Origin of the sequence: Arthrobacter sp. OV608 (genome assembly GCA_900110595.1) — a bacterium.
GTDB lineage: Bacteria > Actinomycetota > Actinomycetes > Actinomycetales > Micrococcaceae > Arthrobacter.
Genome location: FOEZ01000021.1, coordinates 1 through 18,759 on the forward strand (window position 1 = coordinate 1; position 18,759 = coordinate 18,759).

Genomic DNA, 18,759 nt, shown 5'->3' on the forward strand with positions numbered 1-18,759 from the left:
TTGTGTTTGCTCTCGACAAGCACCACACAACACCCGGAGGTCCTCTTATTGCGTCAAATCAATCCCCGTGTCACTAACCTGCCGGGACAGTACAGTTAGTCGTCCCCGCGGAGGATGGCCAGCAGGCGGATGATTTCCACGTACAGCCATACGAGGGTGACGGTGAGGCCGAAGGCGGCAGTCCAGGAGAAGCGCTGGGGGGCGCCGCTGCGGACACCGGCCTCGATGCTGGTGAAGTCCATGATCAGGGAGAACGCGGCCAGGCCGATGGCCAGCAGGCCGATGAAGACGCCCAGCGGGATGCCGAAGATTTCAACCTGGGTGCGCAGGCCGAACGGCTCCTGCGTCAGTCCCGTCATCATCATGACCATGTTAATCAGGGCAAACACCGCGTAGCCGATGAGGGCGATCATAAAGAAGCGCATGGCCTTGGGCGTTGCCCGGACCTTGCCGCTCTTGAACAGCACCAGCGTGACGGCGAACACGGACAGCGTACCAATCACAGCCTGCAGGCCGACCCCGGGGAACTGTGCGTCCAGGATACGGGTCAGGCCGCCAAGGAACAGGCCTTCCAGTCCGGCATACGCGAGGATGAGGGCCGGTGAAGGCTGCTTCTTGAAGGTGTTGACCAGAGCCAGCACGAAACCGCCGAGGGCACCAACAATCATCAGCAGCGACGCTAGTCCCATGCTGACGAACATGGTGACGGCAGCGCCGGCCACCACAACGCCAAGGCAGGCTGCAGTCTTGACGATGACGTCGTCGAACGTCATCCGGCCGGTGTCCGCCGGGCCGGCTGCAGGCTGGTTGTACATCTGCCGCAGCTGCTCATCGGTCATGGGCTGCTGGCCGTAGCCCTGCTGGCCGTAGGGAGCCTGGCCATACGGCTGCTGGCCGTAGCCCTGCTGGCCGAAGGGCTGGCCATACTGCTGGCCGTAAGGAGCCTGTCCGTAAGGAGCCGGCGGGACAGGCGGTGCCTGGGTGGCTCCACGGAAGCTCTTTCCGTTGAAGATCGGGTTGCCGCCAAGTGCCATTGCGGGATTCCTCCATGTGATGTGTTTTGTGTTCCTTGTGGTTCACGCTACCAATTCCCACGTGGCGGCACCCCTAAAAGTTCCCGCAATAGCAAGGGTGAAACCCAACCGTGACGTCCAGCGGCCGGACTCCCCGGAACCTTTAGCCCGGAGCCTTCCAGGGAAGCACCTTTATTCAACAAAGGTTTTCCCGGCGTCTCCGCCTTTCTTCTGAAGCCAGGCGGCACCAGTTGTTATCCGATCGCTACATATAAGGCCGGAACCACAGCATTTGACCCTTCTTTTGCGCTGTAGCATAAGCCAAGCAGGGTGACGGAACTCACAGTTGTGATGGGTGCCGGGCCAGTGGGTGCCATCCCCGTCCTGCGACCGTTCGCAGCGGCTGCAGAGGCGCAGCCGAGACCGCCCCCAAGTGGAGGTTTTCAATTTGAGAAGTACACCCCAAGGCCAGCCGGCCGGAAGACGCGGCCGATTGCTGGGACTGCTGGGAGCCATCAGTGCTTCCATCCTGGCGATCCTCCTCGTTGCCGCACCGGCATCCCAGGCCGCTTCCCCCGCACCGACACCATCCCCGTCGAACCAGACCTTCCAGAACAACATCAGCGGATTCCTCCGGGACGACACCCGCGCGCCGCTGGCCGGTGTGACCATCACCGCCAAGAGCGGCGACTTCACCGGAACCACGAAGTCCACTGCAAACGGGGCCTGGAACATCGGCGTGCCGCAACAGGGTACGTACACGGTGGAGCTGGACGAATCCACCCTGCCGAAGGGCATCACCCTGGCTGAAGGCCAGGAGAACCCGCGCCAGGTGACCTTCAGCCAAACCTCCAACCTGTCGGTGATCTTCGCCTTCGGCAAAGGCATTGTGGTGGAACAGCAGAACTTCGGGCAGAACCTGCTCAACCGCCTCGTGGCCGGGCTCAGTTTTGGCCTCCTGCTGGCCCTGGCCTCGGTGGGCCTGTCACTGATTTTCGGCACCACCGGCCTGACCAACTTCGCACACGGTGAGATGGTGACCCTTGGTGCGGTGCTGGTCTTCGCGTTCAACGCCATCGGCCTTCCGTTCTGGCTGGCGATCCTCCTGTCCCTGCTGGGCGGCGGCCTGTTCGGCTATGCGCAGGACCGGGGGCTGTGGCGGCCACTGCGGCGCCGCGGCACCGGGCTGGTCCCCATGATGATCGTCAGCATCGGCCTCGCCCTGGCGGTGCGCTACGTGATCCAGTTCTACTTCGGCGGCGCCACCCAGCAGCTGCCGTTCGCACAGAGCCCCGAAATCCAGCTCGGGCCGGTTTCGATCTCACCGAACAACCTCTGGTCCCTGGGCATCAGCGCGGTGGTTATTGCCCTGATCGGCGTGGTGCTTCTCAAGACCAGGCTGGGCAAGGCAACCCGCGCAGTGGCAGACAACCCTGCCCTCGCCGCGGCATCCGGGATCGACGTTGACGGCGTGATCCGCCTCGTCTGGATCACCGGCGGAATGCTGGCTTCCCTCGGCGGCATCCTCTGGGCCTACTACCGCCCCGGCGTCACCTTCGATATGGGCTCGGCCATCCTCCTGCTCATCTTCGCCGGCGTCACCCTGGGCGGCCTGGGAACCGTCTTCGGCGCCCTGATCGGGTCGATCATCGTCGGCATCTTCGTGGAACTCACCACCGTGTTCGGCCTCGCCGCCGACCTCAAATACGTGGGTGCCCTGTTCATCATGATCGTTGTCCTTCTGTTCCGGCCCCAGGGCATCCTGGGCCGGCGCGAGCGCGTGGGTTAGGAGACAGCCATGGACTTTGGATTCATTCTTGCCAGCGCTGCCGGTGAAATTTTCAGCCCGACGACGGCGGCCTATGCCTTGGCCGCACTCGGCCTCGCCGTGCACTTCGGGTACTCCGGGCTGCTGAACTTCGGGCAGGCCGGCTTTATGGCGGTGGGAGCCTACGGTTTCGCCATCTCCACCCTCACCTTCGGCGTCCCGTTTTTCGTCGGGCTGCTGATCGCCGTCATTGCCTCCTCGATTTTTGCCCTCCTGCTGGGTATTCCCACGCTGCGGCTTCGAGCCGACTACCTGGCCATCGTCACCATCGCGGCCGCGGAAATCGTCCGGTACATCGTGACCACCAACCAGCTCACCTCGGTGACCGGCTCAGCCAACGGCCTCGCCGCGTTCGAGGGCGGGTTCTACTCAATGAACCCGTTCCCCGAAGGTTCCTACTTCGGCATGAACAACCGCGACTTCTTTATCCGGCTGGTGGGGTGGGCCCTGGTGGCCGTCTGCTGCACGCTCGTGTGGCTGCTGATGCGGAGCCCCTGGGGACGCGTCCTCAAGGGCATCCGTGAAGACGAGAACGCCGTCCGGTCCCTGGGCAAGAACGTCTACGCCTACAAGATGCAGGCCCTCATCATCGGCGGCGTCCTCGGCGCGCTGGCCGGCATGGTGTTCACCCTCCCCCGCGGAGCGGTCCAGCCGGCAAACTACGGAACAGAGCTGACGTTCTTCCTCTACACTTGCCTCCTGCTCGGCGGCCTGGGCACTGTGCTCGGTCCGGTGATCGGCGCCATGATCTTCTGGGTTGTCCTCTCCCTGACCCAGGGCATCCTGTACGGCCTGATCGAATCGGGGGCCGTCACGTGGCTCAACACGGTCCAGGCCGGGCAGCTGCGCTACATCCTGGTGGGCGTCGCCCTGATGCTGCTGATGATCTTCAGGCCCCAGGGCGTCTTTGGAAACAAGAAGGAGCTGGCGTTCGCATGAGCATGCACAGCACGGAACCAACCAATCCCGGCTCCGCGGAGCCGGACTACATGACCGATGCCCGGCCCATCGCGGCCGGCGACATCGGACCCGGCTGCAAGAAGCGCGATCCCATCGTGGTGGCGGAGAACGTCACCCGAAGCTTCGGCGGCATCAACGCGGTGGACGTCGAATACCTCGAAATTCCCCGCCATAAGATCACCGCCCTCATTGGTCCCAACGGAGCGGGCAAGACCACCCTGTTCAACCTCCTCACCGGCTTTGATACTCCCAATACCGGGAAATGGCAGTTTGAGGGCAAGAGCATTGCCGGAGTTTCGCCGTACAAGGTGGCGCGGATGGGAATGGTCCGCACCTTCCAGCTCACCAAGGTCATGGGCAAACTGACCGTTATGGAGAACATGCGGCTCGGCGCGGCAAACCAGCCCGGGGAGAGCCTTGCCAAGGCTTTGTTCAAGGGCATGTGGGGCGGCCGGGAGAAACAAATCACCGCCGAGGCGGACGTCCTCCTCGAGAAGTTCAAGCTGGATACCAAAAAAGACGACTACGCGGCATCCCTTTCCGGCGGCCAGCGCAAGCTCCTTGAAATGGCCCGCTCCCTGATGGTGCGGCCCAAGCTGGTGATGCTGGATGAGCCCATGGCCGGAGTGAACCCTGCGTTGACGCAGTCTTTGCTGGACCACATTAAGAACCTCAAGGCAGAAGGCATGACCGTGCTGTTCGTTGAACACGACATGCACATGGTCCGCCACATAGCCGACTGGGTGGTGGTGATGGCCGAGGGCAAGGTGGTGGCTGAGGGCCCGCCGACCGAGGTCATGAAAAACCCCGCGGTCATTGATGCCTATCTCGGCGCCCACCACGATGTGGACCTGGGCGACTCGGAGGGCATCAAGGAACTCGCAGCTGAGCTGGTGAGCGATGAAGAGTCGGTGGTGGGAACCGAAAATGCGGGCATCATTTCACTTGATGTGGTGGCCGAAGAAACCGGAACATCCCGGCAGGCGGAACGGCCTGCCGGGGACGGGGCTCCCGGCCGCCACAGCAGCACGGATGTCAGTGGCAGGGACCGCACAGAGAAGGACAGCCAATGAGCAGCAGCACAAGCGCGGCGCCCGCCGCCCAGCCGGTCAGCGACAGCGACTCGGTGGTGAAGGTCACCAATCTGGTGGCAGGCTACCTGCCGGGGGTCAACATCCTCAACGGCTGCAGTATTGAGGCCCGCAAAGGCGAACTCATCGGCATCATCGGCCCCAACGGTGCCGGCAAGTCGACGCTCCTGAAGGCGATGTTCGGGCTGGTCAAGGTCCATTCGGGCACCGTGGTGGTCCGCGGCCAGGACATTACCGGGCTGAAGGCCAACAAGCTGGTGAGCCGCGGCGTGGGATTTGTTCCGCAGACGAACAATGTTTTTGCTGCTTTGACCATCGAGGAAAACCTCCAGATGGGCATGTTCCAGCGGCCCAAGGACTTCGCCGAGCGCTTCGATTTCGTCACCAGCCTGTTCCCCGAGCTCGGCAAGCGCCGCGCACAACGGGCAGGCTCGCTGTCCGGCGGTGAGCGCCAGATGGTGGCCATGGGGCGGGCCCTGATGATGGACCCGGCAGTGCTGCTGCTGGACGAGCCCTCCGCGGGGCTCTCCCCCGTCAAGCAGGACGAGACGTTCCTCCGGGTCCATGAGATCAACCGGGCGGGCGTGTCCGTGATCATGGTGGAACAGAACGCCCGCCGGTGCCTGCAGATCTGCGACCGTGGCTACGTCCTGGACCAGGGCAGGGATGCCTACACCGGCACCGGCCGTGAGCTGATGAAGGACCCCAAGGTCATCCAGCTCTACCTCGGCACCCTGGCCGACACCGTCGAAGAGGGCTAAACGCCGGTAACAGAAAAGGAGCCTCCGTCCAGTTGGACGGAGGCTCCCTTTCTGTGTCAGGAACTGCTGTTAGAGCTTGCCAAACTCAGACTGGAGGGGCTTGAGCTTGTTGTCGTTGGTGTACTCGTAGATGCCGATGTAGGCCTCGGTGGGGTCACCGGCATCGGAGAAGGTCACCGGACCTGACTGGCCGTCATAGTCGATGTCCTTGCCCTCGCGCAGCAGGGTGACGCAGGAGGAGAAGTTGCTGCATTTCTCGCCCGACTCCGAGACTCCCTTGAGCTGCTTGGCGATCTCCGGACCACTGGTGCTGCCGGCGGCTTCGGAAGCCAACGCGATCAGGTTCACGGCGTCAAAGGACTCGCCGCCGTAGGTGAAGTCCTTCAGGGCCGGATCAATTTGGAGGAGCTTCTTCGTGAACGCTTCGTTAGCGAACGTTCCAGGGAACGTTCCGTGCGCGCCCAGCATGGTCCCGGCCTGGAAGTCCTTGCTGTAGTCGGAAGTGTTGCCGTCCACCAGGAACATCTGGCTGGGCTTGGCGCCCTTGCCGGAAATCAGCGGGACGATACTCTTGGCCTGGTCAAAGGTGATCAGGGCGATGGCGTCAGGCTTAGCAGCAAGGACTTTGTCCACCTGGCTGCTGAACTGACTGTCGCCCTCATTGAAGAGTTCCTCGGCAACCACCTTGCCGCCGGCCCCTTCGAAGGCGGCCTTGATGTTCTTTGCAAGGCCCGTACCGTAGGCATCGTTCAGGACGATCATGCCCACTGTCTGTGCGCCACACGTTGCCATGTAGTTGCCCAGGACCTTGCCCTGCAGTACGTCCGAGGGTGCCGTGCGCCAGTAGAGGCCTTTGTCATCCCAGGTGGTGAAGTCGGGCGAGGTGTTCGCCGGCGAGAATTGAAGGACACCGGCACCGGTGATTTGGTTGATAACCGTCTTGGAAACACCCGAGGATGCCGCGCCGATGATCGCGTTGACGCCCTGGCCGAGCAGGGCGTTGGTGGACTGGGTGGCGATGTCCGTCTTGGTGTCACCGGAATCCCGGTGGACAACCTCAATGGGCTTGCCCAGGACGCCGCCAGCGTCATTGACTTCCTTGACGCCGAGGTTCACACCTGCAATTTCGGGCGGACCAAGGTAAGCCAGTGAACCGGTGGTGGGCAGCAGCGAACCAAGCTTAAGCGGGGTTTCGGTTGAACCCTTGGACGGTGGAACCGCTCCACCTCCGCCTCCACCGGTGGCGGGCGCGGAGCTTCCGCCCGTGGAGCCTGGAGCCGGGCATGCAATTCCTGCCGCAGCGGCGGTGGTGGACTCGGACGCCGTGGGTGTGGACGAACCGCCGCAGGCTGTCGCCATAAAGGCGACGCCAATGCCAAGCACTGTCAGCTTGGCGGCGCGGGTTCCCGCATGGGGGAATAAAGTCATTTACGAGCTCCTCGATCTAAAGGTGCGAACGGCCTTTGACACGAAAAATCAGGTGTTCCTGATTTAGCTTCAAGCTAATGCATATCCCAGGCGAACATAAGTGACTGAGGTCACATCTACATAACAGTCGTTGCATATGTGGAATTAAACGCAGGAAGCCGCCCGCAAGGCGGGCGGCTTCCATTGATCACCGCCCTCGAAGGCGGGCGGCGCGTTGGTACCCCAGGTGGGACTCGAACCCACAACACGCGGATTTTAAGTCCGCTGCCTCTGCCAATTGGGCTACTGGGGCAACGGATCCATGGTATCCCGTCAGAGACGGGTGAATGGTTCGGCGTACCGGAAGACGCCGTGGATGCCGCCGGGCCAGAGCGCGAGCGGCAGGAGCTGGAAATTGTCGCCCCACACTTCCTCGGGCGGCAGGACGCCCAGCGAGGCAGCAGGAACGAAGCCAAACCTGGGGTAGTACCCTGTGCTGCCCAGGAGGGCCATGCCGTTCTCCCCCGCCGCGTTGGCCCGGGCGATGGTCTCCTTCATCAGGGCGGAGCCTATTCCCTGTCTCTGGAGCCGCGGTGTAACACTGATCGGGCCGAGTCCGAGGAGTTCCTGACTGCCCACCCATCCGCGGGTGCTGATGACATGGCCCACCACTTCGCCGTCCAGCTCCGCCACCACACTGAAGCCGGGCAGGTATTCCCGGGAGTCAAACAGTTCCCGGAGCACATTGACTTCCACTGGTTCCCCGTCAGCGGGAAGGCCGGTAGCCGGGGAGATGGCGAATGCTTCGGCTGTCAGCGCGAGGATCGCATCCCTGTCGGCCGGAGCTTCGTCGCGCAGCTGCAGTCCGGGGATGGGAGGCCGTACCTCATCCAGCCCGTGCGCGTTGCCCGCCAGCTGGACGGGCTCCAGCAACCCGGCGGGGCTCTGCCTGCTCCGGGCGGAAAGTCCGGCAAGGACCTCAAGAGCCCGAGGTGCGTCAGCCACCGGCACCAGGAGGTGGTCGTGATGGAAGCCTGCCAGGACGTTGCAGCTGATCCGGGCCTCCGTGAGGGCTTTGCTGACTGCGGCGGTCAGCCCCACGGCTTCCAGCGCGGAATGGATTTCCAAAGTGATCCAGGCCGCCACAAAGTCGTAGGACAGCCCTTCCCTGTCCGCTGCGGCCCGGGGAAGCACCACCGTCAGGCCTTCGGCTTCGCGGACCGCCGCCTCGATGCCGGGCGCCAGGGGCCGGCCATGCGGCCACAGGACGTAGACGTACTCGCCGCTGCGCTGTACCGGGTGCATCCCCGCGAGCAGGGCCTGCAGGTTCTTCTCGCCAGTCATGCTGCCAGTCTAGAAGGGGAAAAGTTGCGCCGACGCAAACGGCGGCCGTCCCCCAACAGGGGACAGCCGCCGTCGTGCGTTAAGGCAGGGTGTTCAAACCCGTGCCCCAGGCAGAACCGGTGTTACTTGGCGTTGGCCGTAACGGCTTCCTTGGGATCAACCTTCGTCTTTTCCGCTGATCCTGCAGCGCCTGCCGGCGGCGCGGCGTCGACAGCAGGTGCGGCCGCGGGCTTGGGAGCCGGGGTGGCTGCTGCCACGAAGGCGCCGCGGGGGTTGTCCAGGTCCAGCAGCTGCGTGGTGTCGCGGCCGGCGAAGAAGGCGAGGATCCAGTTGAGGATCACACGGAACTTGCGCTCGAACGTGGGCATGGCCAGGCCGTGGTAGCCACGGTGTGCCAGCCAGGCGAGCCCGCCCTTGAGGCCAATGCTGCCCACGAGGTTGATGTTGGCAACACCCTTCCACTCGCCGAAGCCGGCAACGGCGCCCAGATTCTTGTGCTTGTAGTCCTTGAGCGGCTTGTCCCAGCGGGAGGCCCACAGGTTCTTGGCGAGGCGCTTGGCCTGGCGGAGTGCGTGCTGGGCGTTGGGGACGCAGGTGCCGTCCGGGAGGCCCTTGCCGGTGAGGTCCGGAACGGCAGCGATGTCGCCGGCAGCCCAGGCGTTGTCGATGATGCCTTCGTCACCGGCGATGCGCAGGTCCGGAAGGACACGCACGCGGCCGCGGGGCTCCAGCGGGAAGTCGGTGGAGCGGACCATGGGGTTGGCCTGCACGCCTGCGGTCCACACCAGGGTGTCCGCTTCGAATTCCTGGGCCGGGGACTTGTCCGGCAGGTTGATGAGCTTGAGGGTGCCTTCGGCGCTGTCCAGCGAGGTGTTCAGCAGCACCTCGATGCCGCGGCTGCGGAGGTGCTCCACAACCCATTCGGCCTGCTTGGCGGTAACTTCCGGCATGATCCGGCCCATGGCTTCGACCAGGACGAACCGGACTTCGTCCTGCTTGATGCGCGGGTTGTTGCGGACCGCGGCGCGGGCCAAGTCCTCCATCTCGGTGATGCACTCGATGCCGGCAAAACCGCCGCCCACCACTACGAAAGTGAGGGCCTTGGCGCGGGCAGCGGGGTCGGTCATGGTGGAGGCAAGTTCGATGCGCTGCAGGACCTTGTTGCGCAGGGCAACGGCTTCCTCGATGGTCTTCAGGCCAATACCCTTGTCCGCGAGGCCCTTGATGGGGAAGGTGCGGGTGATGGCGCCGGCGGCCAGGACGACGTCGAAATAGGGAACCTCGAAAGGTGCGCCGCCATCGGCCGGAGCCACTACCGCGGTGCGGTTTTCGTGGTCGATCGAGGTGACGCGGCCCTGGATCAGTTCGGTCTGCTGGAGGTGCTTGCGGTGGGAGACCACGGCATGGCGGGCCTCGATGTTGCCACCGGCCACCTCGGGCAGGAACGGCTGGTAGGTCATGTAGGGCAGTGGATCCACGAGGGTGACGATGCCACCGGCATTCGCGATCTTCTTCTGCAATTTGAGTGCTACGTACAGGCCGACGTACCCGCCGCCGACGACGAGTACCCGGGGACGGTCCTGGAGCTCTGGGGTGGTTGCCATAACTCCAAGGATACAGCAGTTTGTGAAAATCTTCACTAACTGCCAGGAAGGCTGCGGACCCTAGGTTTGCCTGCCCGAATCCACCCTGTCCACCACCCCGGTATCGGGCTCCTCCCGCAGTTCACCCGGGTTCCTTGCGGCACGCCTCAGCTGGATGACCGCTGCCGCGATAATGGCCACAAACAGCAGGCCAAAACCGATCACGACGGCGGCGCCCAGGGCACTGTCCCGCTGGGAGGGAGCCTTCACTGCGGGCACCGTGGCCTCGGGCAGGGTGGATACTGCGCTGGGAACCTCCGCGGTGGGCACGGGAGTGGGTGTGGCAAGGTTTCCGCGGCGGTGGACCCTGATCCATTCGGCGATGGAACCCAGCGGGTTGGCCGACACCTCAGGAACGTCGTCCTTGAGGGCTGCCTCGGCATTCAGCACCCCGAAACCGTAAAGGGGGTCCTTGCCGGGGGCGCCCGAGTCCTTGGCTGTGGCAACAATCCTGTTGATGACCTGCTTGGCGCTCATGTCCGGCCACTTGGACCGGATCAGCGCGGCTACCCCGGCAACTATGGGTGTGGAGCCTGAGGTTCCGGCCCATTCCGCGTAGCTGCCGCCGGGAACACCGCCCAGCAGGTTTTCGGCCGGCGCCGCAACGCCGATGCTGATGCCCTGCGAGGAGGCGTCAACAGACGCGGTTCCCTTACGGTCCAGTCCGGCCACGGTAAGGACGCCCGGGATAGTGGCAGGTGCGCCCACCTGGATGTTGCCGCCCACCCGGTTGCCGGCGGCGGCCACGATCACCACGTCTTTTTGCTCGGCATAGAGGAAGGCGGCGTCCCAGCTCTGCGGCCACTGCGGAGTGGTGCTGCCAAGGGAGATGTTGATGACTTTGGCCCCGTTGTCCACGGCCCAGCGGACCGCTTCGGGGATCTGGTCCTGGTCACTCTTGCCGGAGGGGTTCGTTGAGCCAAGCCAGGTGGAGACCGAAAGGATCTGCGCTTCCGGAGCCACGCCCACGATTCCGTCCGGCGGAAGGCCTGCTGGTCCCGGTGATGGACTGGCTGTGGCATCGGCAGGCTGGTGTCCGCGTCCTGCAAGCATGGTGGCCACCAGGGTGCCGTGTTCGGTCTTGGAGCCCACCACCTTTTGGCCATCGGGTTGCCCTGAGCCGGAAGCGTCGTAGCCGCCCACCACGGCGCCCTTGAGGTCAGGGTGCTTGGCGTCCACGCCGCTGTCGATCACCGCGACCTTCACGCCGGCGCCCTTGGAGACCTCCCAGGCCTTGGTGATTCCGGATTCAGCCAGCCAGTACTGCTTGTCGCGCCACTCGTCCGCCCGGGCATCGGGTGCGGTGAAGAGCCCTGTTCCGAGGCAGCAGGCGGCCAGGAGCAGTGCCAGCAGGGCCGCGCCGGCCCGCCCGAGCGGTGGCGTCTTCCCGGTTGCATGTTTCTGCATGGGCGGTCAGCCGATGCTCAGGGCGATGCCGTCGAGGATGTCGTGTTCGCTCGCCGTGGCGGTGGTGATACGGCCTCCGGTCAGTTCGTGTAGCCGTTCGAGGATCCGGCCCCACACCAGTCCACCTGCGCCGATGACGTCCACCCGGCCAGGGTGCATGTAGGGCAGGGCGGCGCGGTCCGTGCGGTCCATGGCCAGCAGGTCGTTGGCGGCGGCGCGGACAGTATCCAGGGGCAGCTCGGTGCCGTGGATCGCGTCCGGCGAATATTCGGGCAGCCGCATGGCGTGCGCGGTAATGGTGGTGATGGAGCCGGCAACGCCGACGACGGCGGTAGCGCGTTCCAGCGGAACGTCCTGGCCCGCGCGGGCAATGGCGTTGTCCACATCGGCCTGGGCAGCCGCGATCTGTTCCGGCGTGGGCGGATCCTGGCGCAGGTGGCGTTCGGTGAGGCGGACGCATCCGATGTCCACCGATTTGGCGGCCGTGACCCCGGCCGCGGTGCCGAGGACGAACTCGGTGCTTCCGCCGCCGAGGTCCACCACCAGCACTTCCTGGCCGTCAAGGATGGGCAGGACGCTGCTGGCGCCGGCAAAGGACAGGGCGGCTTCCTCATCTCCCGTGATGACCTCGGGTTCCACGCCGAGGAGGGTACGGATGCCGTCAACGAAGACGTCCCGGTTCCGGGCGTCGCGGCTTGCCGAGGTGGCGACGAAGCGTACTTTGACCGCTTCGTGCTCCTTGATGAGCCGGGCGTAATCGGCGGTGGCTGCGAAGGTGCGTTCCAGGGCTTCGGGGGCCAGTTCGCCGGTGGCGTCCACGCCCTGGCCCAGCCGGACCACACGCATTTCGCGCACAACGTCGGTGAGGGTGGTGGTGCCGTTGCTGCGCCCAATGTCCGCGATCAGGAGGCGGATGGAGTTGGTGCCGCAGTCGATGGCGGCGACGCGCGTCACTGGTCCGCCCCTGCAGTGCCGGCTGTGGTGCCGGAGGCCTTTCGGACGGGGGCGGGCCGGCCCACGATGTCAGGCAGCCCCTGCGGGCCGTGGCGGCTCAGGTCCTTGGAGGGCGCCTCCCCGGAGGTGTCCCATGCCCCGCCGCAGTAGCACCTGTCCGCGGTCCACCACTCGCTGATGGCGGTGATGGCCTGGTCTCCGAGGGGGTTGACCCCGGGACCGGCGGCCAGCGAGTGGCCCACCAGGACGTGGAGGCATTTGACCCGGGTGGGCATGCCTCCGGCGGAGATACCGTCGATTTCAGGAACTGCACCGATGCCTGAACGCTCACCGATGGCAGCGCGGGCGGCCAGGTATGCCTCATGGGCGCCACGGTGGGCAGCGGCCAGTTCCTCGTCGCCGGCAAGCTGGTCATTCATCTCATTCATCACTCCTGCCGCTTCCAGCCTGGAGACGGCGGAGGTGATGACGGGGTGCGTGAGGTAAAAGGTGGTGGGGAAGGGTGTGCCGTTGCCCAGCCGCGGAGCGGTGGCCGCCACCAGCGGGTTGCCGCAGACGCACCGTGCAGGAATTTCCACTACGTCACGGACCGGCCGTCCCAGTTGGCGGCTCAGTACTTCCAGGTCCTGCGGTGATGGTTGGCGGGATTCGTCCCGGGCGGCTGCCGTGTAGGGTTCCACTGTCGCTGGCCGTCCTTCCTGTTGCTGTTCAGTCTGTGGCCGCGCGCGTGATGGACTCCCACAGGGAATCCACCCACGGCAGATCGGCGGGGTCTTGTGCTGCTGCACCGGTCTGGCTATCGGTTTCTCCGGCCGGCAGATCGCTGCCGAAGACCCAGTAGCCGGTTTCACCCGGCATAACCATGTTAATGCGGTCGCGGGCCTGCTGTTTCACGTAGTTGGGGTCCTGCCAGCGGGAGACCTGCTGCCGCAGGCTGTTGCCTTCGGCCTCACGGGCAGCGATATCGGCGTTCAGGGCCGCTATTTCGGCCCTCTTGTCGAAGAAGATCTTCACCGTGGGCGCCAGCATGATGGTGATGGCAATCATGACTACAGCCAGCGCGAGCATCCGTCCGGAGAACGCCTTGGCCGGTACGGGCTGCTGCTCCTCCGCCAGGTCTGTGCCGGCCCTCCGGGAGGCGCCGTGGGCGCCGGTACCCTTCCCGCCGCCGTCGGACGTTTTTGCAGACCCCCTTGCCGAAGGGGGCCGCGATGAGTTGTCCGCTCCCGCTGTACGGTGGCCGGCCTGCGCGTTTCCCGATACATCATGGCTGGCAGCAGCGGCTCCCGGCTTTCCCTTGGCCGAACCAAAATCAGCGCGGATGACGTCGGCGGTCTCGTGGTCCGCCTGTGTGGTGCCCTGGCGGGCTGTGGCAACCTTGGGAACTTTGGGACGGCGGGTAGCCATGACACTCCTGAAACGCGCAGCCTGCCTGGGGCCGCCACTTTTTTGGGCTGGAACAATGCCGAAACAACAACGGTGGCTATGGTCTTTCAACCATAGCCACCGGTGATTGGTTTACGCGGCTACTAGCCCTTGAAACGCGGGAATGCGCTGCGGCCCGCGTAGCGTGCGGCGTCGTCGAGTTCCTCTTCGATGCGCAGCAGCTGGTTGTACTTGGCAACGCGCTCAGAGCGGGCCGGGGCGCCGGTCTTGATCTGGCCGGCGTTGGTGGCCACCGAGATGTCGGCGATGGTGGTGTCCTCGGTTTCGCCGGAGCGGTGTGAGGTGATGGTGGTGTAGCCGGCGCGCTGGGCCAGGCTGACGGCGTCGAGCGTCTCCGTGAGGGAGCCGATCTGGTTGACCTTGACCAGCAGTGAGTTGGCGGTCTTGGTGTCGATGCCGCGCTGCAGGATGGAGGGGTTGGTGACGAACAGGTCATCGCCAACGAGCTGGACCTTGTCACCGATGCTGTCGGTGAGGGTCTTCCAGCCTTCCCAGTCGTTCTCGTCCAGCGGGTCTTCGATGGAGACCAGCGGGTAGTCGGCGACGAGTTCGGCGTAGTAGGCGCTCATCTCGGTAGCGGACAGTGCCTTGCCTTCGAACTGGTAGGCGCCGTCCGTGAAGAACTCGGAGGAGGCGACGTCCAGTGCCAGGGCGATGTCCTTGCCCGGAGTGTAGCCCGCGTTCTTGATGGCCTCCTGGATCAGGTCCAGGGCGGCACGGTTGGACGGCAGGTTCGGTGCGAAGCCGCCTTCGTCGCCGAGGCCGGTGGAGAGGCCCTTTTCCTGGAGCACGGCCTTGAGGGCGTGGTAGACCTCAACGCCCCAGCGGAGGCCCTCGGAGAAGGTCTCGGCACCCAGCGGAACAACCATGAATTCCTGGATGTCGACGTCGGAATCAGCGTGCGAGCCACCGTTGAGGATGTTCATCAGCGGCACAGGCAGCACGTGGGCGTTCGGGCCGCCCAGGTACTTGTACAGCGGCAGGTCCGCGGAGGCTGCGGCTGCGTTGGCAACGGCGAGGGAGACGCCGAGGATCGCGTTGGCGCCCAGCTTGCCCTTGTTGGGGGTGCCGTCGAGGTCGAGCATGGCCTGGTCGATGCTGCGCTGGTCGGTGGCGTCGAAGCCGGTCAGTGCCGGAGCGATCTGGTCGATGACCGCGTCGACGGCCTTCTGGACACCCTTGCCGAGGTAGCGTCCCTTGTCTCCATCACGGAGCTCAACGGCCTCGTGTTCGCCGGTGGAAGCACCGGAAGGAACTGCCGCGCGGCCGATCTGGCCGTCGGAAAGCAGGACTTCAACTTCTACGGTCGGGTTGCCGCGGGAATCGAGGATCTCGCGGGCGTGGATGGCATCGATAAGCGCCATGAATTTGCTCCTTATGGGCGATTAACGGGGAAAATACAGCTGAAAACTCGACGTACTCGTCAGGGACCAGCGTAGTCGAGAGTGGTCCGGGTTACGGAAACCTATCCAGCCCCCGGACGTCATGATGATGCGGTTAACTCTGTTGGTGCTGCCGGGGGTTGTGCTGCTGGTAGTCCCGAACTGCGCCGCGGAGGGCGCGTTCGGCGTCGAATCCGCTGGCATGGGCGGAACGGACGACGGCGAGCAGCAGGCCGCCGAGTTCTTCTTCCGTTTCCGGAATGGGAGCCCCGGCAGGCAGGTCGACGCCGGCCCTTGCAGCGCGGTCGATGGACTTCTGCGCCCGCGCCAGTGCCGGCAGGGCCAGCGGGATCCCTTCGAACGGATCCGTGCGCTGTGGCCGCTCTGCCCGTTTCACGGCATCCCATTTCTGCACGATCTCATCAACCGTCGCGGGGAAGCTGTCCTGCAGGGACCCGTCCGGGCGGAACACGTGAGGGTTGCGCCGGACCATTTTGGCACTCAGGCCGCGGGCCACGTCGTCGAACTTAAAGGCGCCGCGTTCCTCGGCGAGGCGGGCATGGAGGACCACCTGAAGCAGGACGTCGCCCAGCTCACCGAGCAGTTCGGCGTCGAAGTGCTGCTCCCACGCGGTTCCGCCTGAAGTTCCTGCCTCAATGGTCTCAGCCACCTCGAAGGCCTCCTCGAGGAGATACTCCACGAGGGACCCATGTGTCAGGGCGCCCATCCAGGGGCAGTGCTCGCGCAGGGCGGCGATCCTCCCCAGCAGCTCCCCGAGCTCGCAAGCTCGCTCGGGTCCCCCTGCTGCTGTGGGCCCACCTCGCAGCTCCCCCGTCGGGGAGCTGCCGGCCGCCTGCTCGTTAGCCAAGGTTTGCGTAAGCGTCGTTGATGTACTCCACCAGCGCTTCCTTCTCCTCCAGCGGCAGGAAGGATGCCTCGGCGGCGTTCAGCGTCAGTTCCAGGAGATCATCGAGGTCGTAGTCGAAGGTTTCCACCAGCAGTTCGAACTCGTCGGTCAGCGTCACGCCGCTCATCAGCCGGTTGTCGGTGTTGATGGTGACGTTGAAGCCCAGCTGGTAGAGCATGTCCAGCGGGTGGCTTTCGATGCCCTCGCCGAACCCGGAGATGGCGCCGGTCTGGAGGTTCGAGGACGGGCAGATTTCCAGGGCGATGCCGCGGTCCCGGACCCAGCTGGAGAGGTCGCCCAGGGTCACCAGGCCGATGGTGTCCTCGGTGTCCTCGTCGTCGTCGAACTCCACCATGATGTCCTCGGCGATGCGGACGCCGTGGCCCAGGCGCAGGGCCCGGCCGTCCACGAGGGCGGACTGGATGCTGTCCAGGCCTGCTGCCTCGCCTGCGTGCACGGTGGCCGGGAAGTTGTGCTGGGCCAGGTAGGTGAACGCGTCCCGGAAACGGGAAGGCAGGAAGCCGTCTTCGGCCCCGGCCATGTCAAAACCCACCGCACCCTTGTTCCGGTGGCGGACCGCCAGTTCGGCAATCTCCTGGCCGCGGTCGGCATGGCGCATTGCGGTGATGAGCTGGCCCACCTGAATTTCGCGTCCGGTCTCCCCCACTGCCTCGACGCCGGCCTCCAGGCCATCCTGCACGGCCTCCACTGCTTCATCCAGGCTGAGGCCCTTCTGCAGGTGCTGCTCCGGAGCCCACCGCACTTCGCCGTACACCACACCGTCATCAGCGAGGTCCTCAACGAATTCCTTGGCAACCCGGAACAGGCCTTCGGCGGTCTGCATCACAGCAACCGTGTGGTCAAAAGTTTCAAGGTAACGGACCAGGGAGCCGGAGTCAGCGGACTCACGGAACCACTGGCCCAGCGCCACGGGATCGGTGGATGGAAGGGTGTGCCCAACGGCCTCGGCCAGTTCGATGATGGTTGCCGGACGGAGTCCTCCGTCCAGGTGGTCGTGAAGGGACACCTTGGGCAGGCTCTTCAGGTCAAAATCGATGGCAGGGGCAGCGTCAACAATAGGCTCAGTCACGTTCCCACCTTAGGGTGGGCAGGGCTTCTATGCCAGCCGCTCCGTGGCCGCATGCTCGCCGTCCCCGGCCGCTGGAGCAAGCAACTCCGCGGTCCCCGGATTCGGCTTCGTGGCACCGGAGCGGCCGCCGTCGAGCCACTCGTCCACTTCTTCGGCGTCGTTGCGGGCGAGGTGCTTATGCCACAACCTGAGCAGGTGGTCGAGGAGGACACCAAGCACGATGGCGAACACCACGGCGATGCCGGCACTGAGCAAGGGGTTGTTGTGCAGCCACGGGAAGGAACTGGCCAGCACGCCGATGCCGATGGAGTACCCCACCCAGGTGATGCAGGCGAAGGCGTCCAGCAGGAAGAAGCGGCGGTGGGAGAAGCCTGTGCTTCCGGCGACGTAATTGACCGCCACCCGGCCCCAGGGAATGTAACGGGCAGTGAAAATCAGCACGGCGCCGCGCTTGTCCAGCTCGTAGCGCGCCCAGCCGAAAGCCTTCTGGACCTTGGGCCGGCGCATCCACTTCCACCGGTTCAGGCCAATCCGGCGTCCAAGCATAAAGGCCATGTTGTCGCCCGCGATGGCGCCCACCAGAGCGGTGAAACCGAGGATCCACAGGTTGGGTTCGCCGCTGTGCCGGGAGAACGCCGCAAGGGCCACGATAAGGGTCTCGCTGGGGACCACCATGGCGAAGCCGTCCACAAAGAAAAACACCAACAGGACCGGGTAAATCCACCACTGGCCCGCTGCATGGAGCACGGCCTCATTAATAAACTCCACGCAGTCTTGCTCCTATGCAACCTGGCGCAGCCGGAAGTGACGCAGCCAAAGCGGAAATCGTTCCTAAGTGTCCCACGGCCAAGGCGCTGTTCGCTACGCCCCTGCCTGCCCGAACAACGCTTCAACTACGCTTCTGGTTCCTTCATCCGCTCCATCATCGGGGCCCGGCGCCGCACCCGGTTGATCACGAGGTCCACTACCACCCCAAGAGCCACCGCGCACACGATGGCGATGGCGGCGCCCAGCAGGTGGTTGTCCTCGAACCATTGGCCGAAAAACAGGCCGATCCCCACTGAATAGCCTGCCCAGAGGGACGCCGAAAGAACGGTCAGGCCCACGAAGCGCAGGTGCGGGTAGTGCGTGACGCCGGCCGTGAGGTTGACGGCCACCCGGCCGATCGGAACAAACCGTGCCACGAGGATGAGCGAGGCCGGGCGCTTGCGCAGTTCCCGGCCCGCCCACCGGAATGCGCTCTGCATCCGGGGTCCCCGCATCCACGCCCAGCGACTCGTGCCCACCCTCCGCCCGATCAGGTACGCGATGTTGTCGCCGGAGAAGGCCCCGAACGCTGCCACCAGCATCAGGAGCCACGGGTTGGGAACATCCGCCGTGGCGGCTACCGCCGAAAGGCCCACCACCACGGATTCGCTGGGGATGGGGGGAAAGAAGCCGTCAATGATGCAACAGGCCAGAACCAGGAACAGCACCCAGGGCTGACCGGCTGCCGCGAGGATGAAGTCATTGATGGCCTGCATGGG

At 64.9% G+C, this 18,759-nt stretch carries 17 protein-coding genes and 1 tRNA gene; 4 read left to right on the forward strand and 14 right to left on the reverse strand.

Features of this window, described 5'->3' with window-relative positions; genetic code table 11:
• Positions 1 to 95: 95 nt before the first annotated feature.
• Positions 96 to 1,034, reverse strand: coding sequence for a Bax inhibitor-1/YccA family membrane protein (locus tag BMX78_RS19340; RefSeq protein ID WP_091423086.1), 939 nt, complete (start codon positions 1,032 to 1,034; stop codon positions 96 to 98).
• A gap of 472 nt (positions 1,035 to 1,506) precedes the next feature.
• Between BMX78_RS19340 and BMX78_RS19345 the strand changes: the two genes are divergently transcribed.
• The 4 genes from BMX78_RS19345 to BMX78_RS19360 are packed head-to-tail and all read left to right on the forward strand — an operon-like array spanning position 1,507 to position 5,653.
• Positions 1,507 to 2,802 (forward strand): branched-chain amino acid ABC transporter permease, encoded by a 1,296-nt coding sequence (locus BMX78_RS19345; protein WP_285250315.1) that lies wholly within the window; start codon positions 1,507 to 1,509, stop codon positions 2,800 to 2,802.
• A 9-nt stretch (positions 2,803 to 2,811) separates the two neighbouring features.
• Positions 2,812 to 3,780 carry a branched-chain amino acid ABC transporter permease gene (locus BMX78_RS19350; protein WP_091423088.1) on the forward strand — a complete coding sequence of 323 codons (969 nt, stop codon included), beginning with the start codon at positions 2,812 to 2,814 and terminating at the stop codon, positions 3,778 to 3,780.
• On the forward strand, positions 3,777 to 4,874 hold the full coding sequence (locus BMX78_RS19355) for an ABC transporter ATP-binding protein (RefSeq protein ID WP_170850890.1): 1,098 nt from the start codon (positions 3,777 to 3,779) through the stop codon (positions 4,872 to 4,874). The genes BMX78_RS19350 and BMX78_RS19355 overlap by 4 nt, the downstream gene beginning before the upstream one ends.
• Positions 4,871 to 5,653 (forward strand): ABC transporter ATP-binding protein, encoded by a 783-nt coding sequence (locus BMX78_RS19360; RefSeq protein WP_091423090.1) that lies wholly within the window; start codon positions 4,871 to 4,873, stop codon positions 5,651 to 5,653. The genes BMX78_RS19355 and BMX78_RS19360 overlap by 4 nt, the downstream gene beginning before the upstream one ends.
• A 69-nt stretch (positions 5,654 to 5,722) precedes the next feature.
• Here BMX78_RS19360 and BMX78_RS19365 read toward each other — a convergent pair whose 3' ends face one another.
• The 13 genes from BMX78_RS19365 to BMX78_RS19425 form a co-directional block, all read right to left on the reverse strand.
• Entirely contained in the window at positions 5,723 to 7,081 is a 1,359-nt protein-coding gene (locus BMX78_RS19365) for an ABC transporter substrate-binding protein (RefSeq protein ID WP_091423093.1), read from the reverse strand.
• A 215-nt stretch (positions 7,082 to 7,296) separates the two neighbouring features.
• Positions 7,297 to 7,373, reverse strand: a tRNA-Leu gene (locus tag BMX78_RS19370).
• A gap of 20 nt (positions 7,374 to 7,393) precedes the next feature.
• The gene (locus tag BMX78_RS19375) at positions 7,394 to 8,404 is read right to left on the reverse strand and encodes an N-acetyltransferase (protein ID WP_091423094.1); all 1,011 of its coding nucleotides are present in this window, start codon (positions 8,402 to 8,404) and stop codon (positions 7,394 to 7,396) included.
• Positions 8,405 to 8,526: 122 nt separating this feature from the next.
• Positions 8,527 to 10,008, reverse strand: coding sequence for an NAD(P)/FAD-dependent oxidoreductase (locus BMX78_RS19380; protein WP_091423097.1), 1,482 nt, complete (start codon positions 10,006 to 10,008; stop codon positions 8,527 to 8,529).
• Positions 10,009 to 10,068: 60 nt separating this feature from the next.
• On the reverse strand, positions 10,069 to 11,454 hold the full coding sequence (locus BMX78_RS19385) for a S8 family serine peptidase (protein ID WP_091423099.1): 1,386 nt from the start codon (positions 11,452 to 11,454) through the stop codon (positions 10,069 to 10,071).
• Between the two features lie 6 nt (positions 11,455 to 11,460).
• Positions 11,461 to 12,408 carry a Ppx/GppA phosphatase family protein gene (locus BMX78_RS19390; protein WP_091423102.1) on the reverse strand — a complete coding sequence of 316 codons (948 nt, stop codon included), beginning with the start codon at positions 12,406 to 12,408 and terminating at the stop codon, positions 11,461 to 11,463.
• Positions 12,405 to 13,088: a DUF501 domain-containing protein gene (locus BMX78_RS19395; protein ID WP_091423104.1), complete on the reverse strand. Its 684-nt coding sequence runs from the start codon at positions 13,086 to 13,088 to the stop codon at positions 12,405 to 12,407. Before BMX78_RS19395 ends, BMX78_RS19390 begins: the two co-directional genes overlap by 4 nt.
• Positions 13,089 to 13,116: 28 nt before the next feature.
• Positions 13,117 to 13,815, reverse strand: coding sequence for an FtsB family cell division protein (locus BMX78_RS19400; RefSeq protein ID WP_091423107.1), 699 nt, complete (start codon positions 13,813 to 13,815; stop codon positions 13,117 to 13,119).
• A gap of 122 nt (positions 13,816 to 13,937) precedes the next feature.
• On the reverse strand, positions 13,938 to 15,218 hold the full coding sequence (eno, locus tag BMX78_RS19405; protein ID WP_091423110.1) for a phosphopyruvate hydratase: 1,281 nt from the start codon (positions 15,216 to 15,218) through the stop codon (positions 13,938 to 13,940).
• A 133-nt stretch (positions 15,219 to 15,351) separates the two neighbouring features.
• Positions 15,352 to 15,963 carry a MazG nucleotide pyrophosphohydrolase domain-containing protein gene (locus BMX78_RS19410; protein ID WP_091423113.1) on the reverse strand — a complete coding sequence of 204 codons (612 nt, stop codon included), beginning with the start codon at positions 15,961 to 15,963 and terminating at the stop codon, positions 15,352 to 15,354.
• A 133-nt stretch (positions 15,964 to 16,096) separates the two neighbouring features.
• Positions 16,097 to 17,233, reverse strand: a complete 1,137-nt coding sequence (locus BMX78_RS19415; protein ID WP_091423115.1) for an adenosine deaminase — start codon at positions 17,231 to 17,233, stop codon at positions 16,097 to 16,099.
• Positions 17,234 to 17,260: 27 nt separating this feature from the next.
• A complete protein-coding gene (locus BMX78_RS19420) occupies positions 17,261 to 18,001 on the reverse strand; it encodes a DedA family protein (RefSeq protein ID WP_091423118.1) in 741 nt (246 codons plus the stop codon).
• Positions 18,002 to 18,126: 125 nt separating this feature from the next.
• Entirely contained in the window at positions 18,127 to 18,756 is a 630-nt protein-coding gene (locus tag BMX78_RS19425) for a DedA family protein (protein ID WP_091423120.1), read from the reverse strand.
• Positions 18,757 to 18,759: the final 3 nt, after the last annotated feature.

Excerpts from the sequence above, each read along its gene's own strand:
- BMX78_RS19425 (WP_091423120.1), bottom strand. The coding sequence starts at position 18,756 with ATGCAGGCCATCAATGACTTCATCCTCGCGGCAGCCGGTCAGCCCTGG.
- BMX78_RS19375 (WP_091423094.1), bottom strand. The coding sequence starts at position 8,404 with ATGACTGGCGAGAAGAACCTGCAGGCCCTGCTCGCGGGGATGCACCCG.
- BMX78_RS19350 (WP_091423088.1), top strand. The coding sequence starts at position 2,812 with ATGGACTTTGGATTCATTCTTGCCAGCGCTGCCGGTGAAATTTTCAGC.
- eno (WP_091423110.1), bottom strand. The coding sequence starts at position 15,218 with ATGGCGCTTATCGATGCCATCCACGCCCGCGAGATCCTCGATTCCCGC.
- BMX78_RS19365 (WP_091423093.1), bottom strand. The coding sequence starts at position 7,081 with ATGACTTTATTCCCCCATGCGGGAACCCGCGCCGCCAAGCTGACAGTG.
- BMX78_RS19410 (WP_091423113.1), bottom strand. The coding sequence starts at position 15,963 with ATGGGCGCCCTGACACATGGGTCCCTCGTGGAGTATCTCCTCGAGGAG.
- BMX78_RS19385 (WP_091423099.1), bottom strand. The coding sequence starts at position 11,454 with ATGCAGAAACATGCAACCGGGAAGACGCCACCGCTCGGGCGGGCCGGC.
- BMX78_RS19360 (WP_091423090.1), top strand. The coding sequence starts at position 4,871 with ATGAGCAGCAGCACAAGCGCGGCGCCCGCCGCCCAGCCGGTCAGCGAC.
- BMX78_RS19380 (WP_091423097.1), bottom strand. The coding sequence starts at position 10,008 with ATGGCAACCACCCCAGAGCTCCAGGACCGTCCCCGGGTACTCGTCGTC.
- BMX78_RS19355 (WP_170850890.1), top strand. The coding sequence starts at position 3,777 with ATGAGCATGCACAGCACGGAACCAACCAATCCCGGCTCCGCGGAGCCG.
- BMX78_RS19400 (WP_091423107.1), bottom strand. The coding sequence starts at position 13,815 with ATGGCTACCCGCCGTCCCAAAGTTCCCAAGGTTGCCACAGCCCGCCAG.
- BMX78_RS19340 (WP_091423086.1), bottom strand. The coding sequence starts at position 1,034 with ATGGCACTTGGCGGCAACCCGATCTTCAACGGAAAGAGCTTCCGTGGA.